This window comes from Planctomycetia bacterium, from assembly GCA_034440135.1.
Classification (GTDB): domain Bacteria; phylum Planctomycetota; class Planctomycetia; order Pirellulales; family JALHLM01; genus JALHLM01.
In genome coordinates, this window is record JAWXBP010000517.1 from 1 (window position 1) to 8,578 (window position 8,578).

Below are 8,578 nucleotides of genomic sequence, written 5' to 3' on the forward strand. Positions count from 1 at the left end.
CGCATACTGATTTTCTCGCGCTGCTTTGCCGCGGTCGATTTGTTCAAAGGTTTACCGCACGCTACTTTTTGGAAGTTCAGCAATTGCGATTGAAACTATTCCCCGGTGACGGTCCATACGCAGCTCCTGGATAGTGGGGGCAGCATCCGCTCTGGGAGTGCTGGAGAGCCTCGCGGAAATTCTTGACCGCGACGGGATAGCTGGATAAGCTGCCGATGCAACGCCTTGTTCAACTGGACCGTGGTTTCGTCGCCAACACTCGGGATGGAGCGACAATGAACGACCGGAAGCTGAGTCGGCGAAGACTGTTGCAGTCGGCTGCCGGCACTTTGGCTACGACTTGCACGGCACTTGTGCCGACACCAGCCAGGAATCGTTCCGCGCGAGGCTCAGAGCAACCTACCTCAATCTCTGAGCCGGGCCTGGTTGGACTATGGCCACTGCAAGGGGATGCCCAAGACAGGTCTGGCAGCGGAAACCATGGTACGGTGCATGGCGCGGGCGGCCAGAACGGAGAGTTCGCTGGAAGGGAAACCTGGATCGAGGTTCCGTCCAGCGAATCATAGCTTCGGGACAGGGGATTTCACGTTGGCAGCCTGGGTCTGGACTGCGCCAGATGTTGACGATGTGATCGGAGACGTGCTCACCAAGTACGACGCACAGCGCCGTCGCGGTTTCAACTTGACCATCAAGTCCACTTCGGGCGGCTATAACTCGCACGGCGACGACCGGCACGTTTACTTTGGAATCGACGATGGCAGCGAGCCTGTTTGGGAGGACTGCGGTCGACCTAGTCTAACGAGTAATTACGTTAGCAATTCCCTGACGGTCTTCGATGGGAATCTGTATGCCGCCAACACGGACGCCGAACTCGAAGACGATTGGTGTCACGTATTCCGTTATCTCGGCGGCCAAAGGTGGGAGAACTGTGGAAGAGTGGGAAACCGTCGTACGCATGGCGTAGGACCGATGCTCGTACATCACGGTCGGCTGTACGCGGCTACATGGAACTGCGATTGGACGCGCGTCGGTCGGAGCGAACCCCTCGAAGACTACTGTGGCGTCTATCGATATGCGGGGGGCACAACATGGGAGGATTGCGGGCAACCTGGAAACTGCCGTCGTTTGTTTGGGCTGGCGTCCTATCGCGGTCAGATGTACGTCGCGGCCGAAGATGGTCGTTGCTATGTGTACGAAGGCGATCGTAACTGGATCGAGAGCGGCCGTTTCCCGAACTATGCGCATCCGCTGGGAATTCATGCTGGCAAGTTGTACGCCGGTGTATTGAACCCGGCTGGAGTCTGGGAATTCAACGGGAAGGACTGGATCGAGCGCGGTAACCCACAAGGCAGCGAAGAGCGCTGCAACCAGATTCACGCCTTGGAGGTCTATCGACGGCATTTGCATGCGACAACCTGGCCCGAGGGACATGTGTGTCGTCTGGAAGCGAACGGCGAATGGACCGATTGTGGAAGGCTGGGAGACGCGATGGAGATCACTGCGCTCGTCGTCCACAACGGTCAGCTTTACGGCGGCACAATCCCGCGAGCCGAGGTGTTCCGCTTCGACGATGAACAGAACTGGACGTCGATCCGCCGTTTCCTCGACCCGGCCGGATACGAGTTCAAGAATTCCAACGAATGGGCACTCGTCACCAGCCTGACCGTTTTTGCCGGCAAGGTGTTTGCCAGCATGGGCAGTTGCACGAGCTCTCGGCTCGACGCGCCGGCCGATTTTCGAGGCCAAGTCTGCGCTATGCAAACCGGTCCATGCGTCTCCTACGACCGTGACTTAGGCGCCCTATGGCGTCATGTGACGGCTGTAAAGCGAGGTAAGCGCCTTGAACTGCATGTCAATGGTGAAAAAGCGTGTGAGTCGAGCGTGTTCGACGCCACTCGGTTTGACCTGAATGTCGACCAGCCGCTGCGCATCGGCCTGGGAGAGACAGACTGTTTCTCCGGCAGGATTCGCGACGTACGAGCGTATAGACTTGCTCTCGATACGTCGTCAATTCGCCAATTGGTGCAATCGAATCATCCCACATAGTAAGACGCGATCGCCAAGCGTCCGAATACGCTTAATTCGATCCTTATTTGATCCGATTCACTTCGGGTGACTGACTCGTGTCCAGCCGTCTGCAAAGCCGCGGCACAGCCGTATTCGCAGCCCGAAAGATCGGCGTTTGTAGGGTGATTCTCAAACACCGCACTCGCGCTCTCTAACGCGCGCTCAGATGCTCTTTCTCTGTTAAGCAATGCCCGGATTCTTCGTAATCGGCTGTGACCGACTTGCCGACCGAAACGGACTCGGAATCGCTAAACGAATACAGATTCAGCGGTTGTGAGTTTTGGGCGACAGAGAATTAGTTCGATGAGGGTTGTGCACGGGAACACCAATTCAGTGCTGTGCGGAACCCCCTTTTCAGCATGGTCGAATTGATGCCAACACCTCATCGAGTGCGACTGTGGCGAAAGTGCTGGCGTAGTCGGCCATCGCATAGGGGATGATCAGCTCGCGGCCGTGCAGGGCTGCACCGCAACTGTAGACCACGTTGGGTACATATCCCTCCCGCTCATTTTCATTGGGAGTGAGCAGCGGTTCCGACAATCGTCCGATGACTTTCGTGGGGTTGTCCAGATCAAGGAGAAATGCCCCCATCGAGTATTTACGCATCGGTCCCACACCGTGGCTAAGCACAAGCCAACCAGCTTCGGTTTCAATGGGCGAACCGCAGTTGCCTATTTGCACGAATTCCCAAGGAAACGTGGGCTTAAGGATGAGTTCCTTGCTGTACCAGAAATGGAGGTTGTCCGAATACATCACGAAGATGTTTTCGTTGTCCTGTCGTGACAGCATCGCAAAATGTCCGTCGATTTTGCGTGGGAACAGTGCAAATCCTTTGTTACGGACTTCCGGGCCATTCAGCGTGCTGATCTTGAAGTGGAGGAAGTCGTCCGTTTCCAGCAATTGTGGAAGGACGATCTTGCCATCGAAGGCGGTGTAGGTCGCATAATAGCGGACGCTGGCATCATCGTCATGAAACTCTACGAACCGCGCGTCCTCAATGCCGTTGGTCTCCGCTGGGGAATAGGGAAAAATGCATCTTTCGGAAAGACTCTGCTCTGGCTCGTAGAACGACTCGTAGTTGGACTGAGCCAGGGCCATGATGCCCTTGGAAATTGGCTCCCATTCCGCTTGCTTTGTGCGAAATTGGCGCAATACCTTCCGCACCGCGTCCTCTAGTTGCAAGATATTGAATTGGTCATCGAGCAGCACGAACACTTGCTCAGTAAACCCGTTCGCCAACCCCAATTCGATCAGTTTCCGCAAGAACAACGGCTTGTCATACTGCGGATTCGGGACAATTTGCGGTGTTGTCACGAACCGCGTGGGATTATCGAGTGAAATGCCGTTGTTTTCGTCGACTACGCCCGTACGAAATGTAATCGAGGAAATGTGTCCCTCGCCCGTTGCCCGCAGACTGAGGATGAATCGTCGAGTTCCCTCAGGCAATCCAGTTTGATTGGGATGCCACACCATGGATGGGTTGAAAAGCGCCGCAGATTCGAGCGAATACTCGCTCGTGAAATAGGCGCCAATGAGCAGACGCCGTTCCTCGCTGAGCGTCTCGTCGGTGAGTAGATGACGCTTGACACCTTCAAAGCGTTCGAGAAAAAAGTTCTGGAGTCGCTGGTGCCGCCCTTGGAATTCGCGCATGACGTCAGCCAAGAGTAGCGAGACCTCTGGATCGCTGACCGACATCACTCGGGCAATAATCTTAAGAATCCGCTCTTGATTCGCCGGTTCGCTGCGTCGGAAGAGAACGCGAGAGTTGTTTGGCTTGAGAACAATGCCAGTTCGCTTGACGTCCATATTGAGCGCTACATCCTAGGTGAAGTCGAACAGCTGCCGTGAACAACACTACACGGCTTCTCGGCGCAACACGGATCCGTCGCTCACGGACGATTCACCGGTGTGGCGCTGCCAATCGGACGGAACGCCGTCAGAGCACGATCCATCAACTCAAATTCCGCCAGCGACAATTGAAAGGCCAAGGTCGATTCAGCACCCTGGTTCTGGTTCACGCGGTCCTGGTGCAATCCGTCGCGACATCCGCCCGTACCGGCGTCATAAACGTCCAGTCCAAGGTCGTTACGCCCGAGAAACCACTCGAACGCCATTCTCGCGTCCGTCAACCATGTGGCGTCGCCGCTCGCGTTGCAGGCGCTCAGGCAAGCCGAAACTGTAGCCTGGACTTCCACCGGCTGCTGGTCAAATTGTGCGCATTCTTGGCCGCGTGCGTAAAATCCGTTGCTGCCGATCGGCCGCAGATGTCCGTGAGGAGAGCGTTGCACCTCCAAGAGCCAGCGCAATGTTCGCAAGCCAACATCCAACGCTTTCTCGTCCCCCCCTTCCTGGCCGCTGACAATTAAAGCCTGAGACAGGCGGGCGTTATCATAGCTGGCAATGTCTTCAAACCAAGGCCAGTTTTCGGAAGCGGTCCGATCATACAGGTCTAGTAGCCGCAAGGTCAGTACCTGCCGCACCTGGTCAACGTGGCGGTCGCCGCTCAGCCGGCGCAAATATTCCTGGATACCGAGCAACACGTGTGCCCAGGCACGGGGCGACGACAATTCACCGGCAGTCGGCAGTGCTCGATTGAACAATTCCACCGACCAATACTGAAAGTCAGCGCGCCGACTGCGCCCCACGCAGGTGCCGAGCGCCCACATCGCGCGTCCATAGCAATCATCTGACCAACGTTCGTCGCTCCATTGACGATCAAAACTCATAAAGTTGCGAAAGCGTTTGTGTCCTTCGTCGAAGGCCGCATTCACAAACGCAGCGTAGGCGGTCGCAGCATGCAACACCGTACGTGACTCCTTGCCCAACTCCTCCAACAGGACGGTCAACATCAGCGCCCTCGCATTGTCATCGGTGCAGTAGCCATGCGCGAAGTTGGGGATGGTGAAGCTGGCGTGTTGAAACACGCCAGTGGTGTCGCTCATGTTAAGCAGATGGTCCAGACGGAGAGTCGGCAGATCGAGTTGTCGCTCCTCCAGCGTGGGCACGGCGTAACGTCGGCCTGGCCGATCGACCAGACTGGCCCGGGCCTGCTGGAAGGTATCCAGATAGAGATGGGCCACATTGCTCCAAATCATTTCACGGCCAAGCATGTAGGCTCGCTTCCGCATCGCATGACGGCGCATCTCGTCAGTCAGTAGCGTGCAGACTTGGTTGGCAAGAGCGTCCGAATCCGCAAAGGGTACCAGGACCCCACGACCATCGGCGAGCAATTCCTCGGCATGCCAATAGGGCGTGGAAATGACGGCCTTGCCGCAGCCAAAGGCGTAGGCCAGCGTGCCTGAAGTAATCTGTTCGGGATTCAAATAGGGCGTGATGTACAGGTCCGCGGCACCGATGAACTCGGTCAACTCGCGAAGCTCGACAAAGCGATTGTAAAAGATCACGCTTCGCTTAATGCCGAGGTCCCGCGCCAGTCGTTCCAAGCTGAGTCGATATGCCTCTCCTTGTGCACGAACGAGATTCGGATGCGTTGCTCCCAGCACAATATAGACGAACTCAGGAAACTCCTGCAGAATTGCGGGAACCGCCCTCAAGGCATATTCAATTCCCTTGTTCGGTGCGAGCAGGCCAAACGTCAATGCAACTTGCTTGCCCTCAACACCGAATTTGTCTTTAAAGAAGTTCGGGTCAACGAAGGGCATGTCGGGAATGCCGTGCGCAATCAGGGCAATCTTGTTCTCGGCGACTCCGTAGACTTCTTGCAGTAGGGCCTGTCCTTTCGCTGACATCACTATGAGCCGGGCCGACACGTCCGCGAGCTGCTCGACGACGCGACGCTGCTCTGTGCTCGGTTCGCGCAGGACGGTGTGAAGAGTCGTTACGATCGGCATGCGCAGATCACGCAAGAGACCGAGCAAATGGCTTCCGCTCGCGCCGCCGTAGATGCCGAATTCGTGCTGGACGCAAATCACATCCGAGTTGCTGAAATTGAGAAAGTCGGCCGCACGCAAGTAAGAATCAAAATCCTGCTCCGCGATCTGGAAGCGGACTTCGCTAGGATAGTCATAGCCCCCCTCAATGTCGTCGACGGGCACGACACAGCAGTCAACCTCGGGGAATTGCTGGGAAATCGCATTGCGAAGATCTTGAGTAAACGTGGCAATGCCGCACTTGCGGGGGAAGTAATCCCCCACAAATGCCAGCTTGCGAATGTCATTGATGCTGCCCATGTGTTCCAATCCTACTCGCACTTTGCAATGTACTTCGCCGCCAAATGAACGTCCTATGGCGGGCAATCTTAATCGTAGTCGACCTTGCTATTGGAAGCAGATCCGTGCGGCTAATTGGGCAAGTCATAGAATGGCGGCCTCCATTTGCTGAGCCTCCTACGATTCGTCGCAACGCGCCCCGCACCATACCGCAAGATTCGTTTGAAGCACGAACCGCAACAAACCGACCGGCTGTTTCTCCAAACAAGCTGACGGACTCCAAGTGGCCGGGCTTCTGCTGTTCCGCCGCCACGGCATTGCGCGCAAACGGCGCAATGGCGATTAGTCAGCGTCCTCGCCTTTGTCATCAAAGACCTCCAGGCCGACGTCAAACTCCGCCCCGCAGGCTTCGCAATCGCCGCGCTCAACATCGTCGCGATTCAACTGGATCCCGCAGTTTTGGCAAACTACACCGGACATGGTTCAGTCTCCTGTTTCATTTCGTTAAAGCTGCCACAGGCTGCTATTGTAACCTTAAGCTCCTCATTTTAGTATCGCCAGTCCCTGAGTGCGCGACGAAGACAACACCGACTTTGCGGTTAGCAAGCGCGGTGCCATTTGATTGAATTCAATCTCATCATCAGTACTGTCCGGTTAAAGTTTCCCGAAATTGTTGCAAGTGGTTGTTCTGTTTTGAGTTGGAAGCAGGAATGGGCGCGCGCGACTTGAAATCGATTCGCGAGAATGCAGGCTTTTGTCCCACGTTTGTGGTGCGAAGGGGCTTGCATGTTTGCGGGTCAGTTGGTGCTTGCTCAGTTGATGGAGTTGCTTCCGCGTCACGAATTCAACCGCTGCGTGCGGCGTTATCGCGGCGACCGTCGGATCCGCGAGCTGCGTTGTCGCGATCAGTTTTTGTGCATGGCGTTTGCCCAGGTGACGTTTCGCGAGAGCCTCCGCGACATCGAAACGTGCCTGCGTTCGTTGGGACCGAAGCTGTATCACGCCGGCTTTCGGGGACGCATTTCGCGGAGCACGTTGGCCGACGCGAATCGCACGCGCGACTGGCGCATCTACGGCGACTTCGCGCAAATCCTCATCGCTCAGGCGCGGACGCTGTACGCTCAGGAACCGTTCGGCGTCGAGTTGGAACACGCGGCCTACGCGCTCGATGCGACCACGATCGACTTGTGTTTGACGCTGTATCCCTAGGCGCCGTTTCGTCGGCGCAAGGCCGCCGTCAAGTTGCACACGCTGCTCGATCTGCGCGGGAACATTCCCACGTTTATCCATGTTTCTCCGGGAAATACGCACGAAATCAACATCCTCGACGCGTTGACGATCGAGCCGGGCGCGTTCTACGTGATGGACAAAGGCTACTTGGATTTCGGACGCTTGTTTCGTCTGCAACGGCAAGCGGCGTTCTTTGTCACCCGCGCCAAGCGCAACCAGGCGTTGGTGCGACAGGCTTCGCGCGCGGTCGACAAAGCCACCGGATTGCGCTCCGATCAGACCATCGCGCTGACCGGACCGCGCGTCTCGCAAAAGTATCCGCAACCGTTGCGTCGCGTCGGTTTCTACGACGTGGAGCATCGCCGCAAGCTGTGGTTCTTGACGAACAACTTCGTCTTGCCGGCGCTCACGATCGCGCAGCTCTACCGCTGTCGTTGGCAAATCGAATTGTTCTTCAAATGGATCAAGCAACATTTGCGAATCAAAGCCTTCTACGGCAACTCGGACAACGCGGTGAAGACCCAAGTCTGGATCGCCGTCTGCGTGTACCTGCTGGCGGCCATCCTCAAAAAGCAACTCCAGAGCGAACTGAGCCTGAACGAAATCCTACAAATCTTGTCTGTCAATACCTTCGAGAAAACCCCGCTTTCCACGCTGTGTTCGCCACTTCCCACGCAACCCAACAAAACATCTGATCGCAACCAACTACGCCTCTTCGACTTATGACCGGACAGTACTGTCTCATCATAGTGAATCCGAACGCGACTGCCTAAGGAAGTTGCACCTCCGGGTGAATGGGCAGGCTTAGCCGGGGCCGAGAACAAGGAGATTCGATGACACCCGATATTGATCGGGAAATGGCAGCGCTGCGGGAGATGTCCACGGGGCTACCAAAACGGCAATTGAAGCTGGCATGGACGGTGGAACTCAATGTCGCGCCGCACAACCGCAGATATCGCCGCAACTCTTGGCCCAACGAGCCCTAGAACGCAAAAAGCCGACGTATCGCGACACCGGCTTTTCGTATAACCCGTAAGCGTTCTGTCCGTCCAGTCTTGGCGCGTGCGGTAGTCTGGGGGAAGTCTTTTTTCCCTGAGGCAACGGAGCTTAGC

Annotated in this window: 5 protein-coding genes and 1 pseudogene; 3 read left to right on the forward strand and 3 right to left on the reverse strand. The window is 56.3% G+C overall.

Annotation, left to right across the window (positions count from 1 at the left end; all coding sequences use genetic code 11):
- Window positions 1-588: 588 nt before the first annotated feature.
- Window positions 589-2,046, forward strand: coding sequence for a LamG-like jellyroll fold domain-containing protein (locus SGJ19_29145; GenBank protein MDZ4784333.1), 1,458 nt, complete (start codon window positions 589-591; stop codon window positions 2,044-2,046).
- A 375-nt stretch (window positions 2,047-2,421) separates the two neighbouring features.
- Here the strand turns inward: SGJ19_29145 and SGJ19_29150 are convergent, their stop codons facing one another.
- From SGJ19_29150 to SGJ19_29160, 3 genes are all read right to left on the reverse strand, one after another.
- On the reverse strand, window positions 2,422-3,873 hold the full coding sequence (locus SGJ19_29150; protein ID MDZ4784334.1) for a glycoside hydrolase family 130 protein: 1,452 nt from the start codon (window positions 3,871-3,873) through the stop codon (window positions 2,422-2,424).
- An 83-nt stretch (window positions 3,874-3,956) separates the two neighbouring features.
- Window positions 3,957-6,257: a glycosyltransferase family 4 protein gene (locus tag SGJ19_29155; GenBank protein ID MDZ4784335.1), complete on the reverse strand. Its 2,301-nt coding sequence runs from the start codon at window positions 6,255-6,257 to the stop codon at window positions 3,957-3,959.
- A 321-nt stretch (window positions 6,258-6,578) separates the two neighbouring features.
- Entirely contained in the window at window positions 6,579-6,716 is a 138-nt protein-coding gene (locus SGJ19_29160; GenBank protein ID MDZ4784336.1) for a hypothetical protein, read from the reverse strand.
- A gap of 306 nt (window positions 6,717-7,022) precedes the next feature.
- Between SGJ19_29160 and SGJ19_29165 the strand changes: the two are divergent.
- Both SGJ19_29165 and SGJ19_29170 read left to right on the forward strand, forming a co-directional pair.
- Window positions 7,023-8,192: pseudogene (locus SGJ19_29165) on the forward strand (IS4 family transposase).
- 107 nt (window positions 8,193-8,299) lie between these two features.
- Complete coding sequence (locus tag SGJ19_29170) at window positions 8,300-8,452, forward strand: hypothetical protein (protein MDZ4784337.1); 153 nt, start codon at window positions 8,300-8,302, stop codon at window positions 8,450-8,452.
- The last annotated feature ends 126 nt before the right edge of the window (window positions 8,453-8,578 follow it).

Bases quoted from the DNA above. Each gene is read 5' to 3' on its own strand.
- SGJ19_29150 (MDZ4784334.1), bottom strand. From the start codon at position 3,873: ATGGACGTCAAGCGAACTGGCATTGTTCTCAAGCCAAACAACTCTCGC.
- SGJ19_29155 (MDZ4784335.1), bottom strand. From the start codon at position 6,257: ATGGGCAGCATCAATGACATTCGCAAGCTGGCATTTGTGGGGGATTAC.
- SGJ19_29160 (MDZ4784336.1), bottom strand. From the start codon at position 6,716: ATGTCCGGTGTAGTTTGCCAAAACTGCGGGATCCAGTTGAATCGCGAC.
- SGJ19_29170 (MDZ4784337.1), top strand. From the start codon at position 8,300: ATGACACCCGATATTGATCGGGAAATGGCAGCGCTGCGGGAGATGTCC.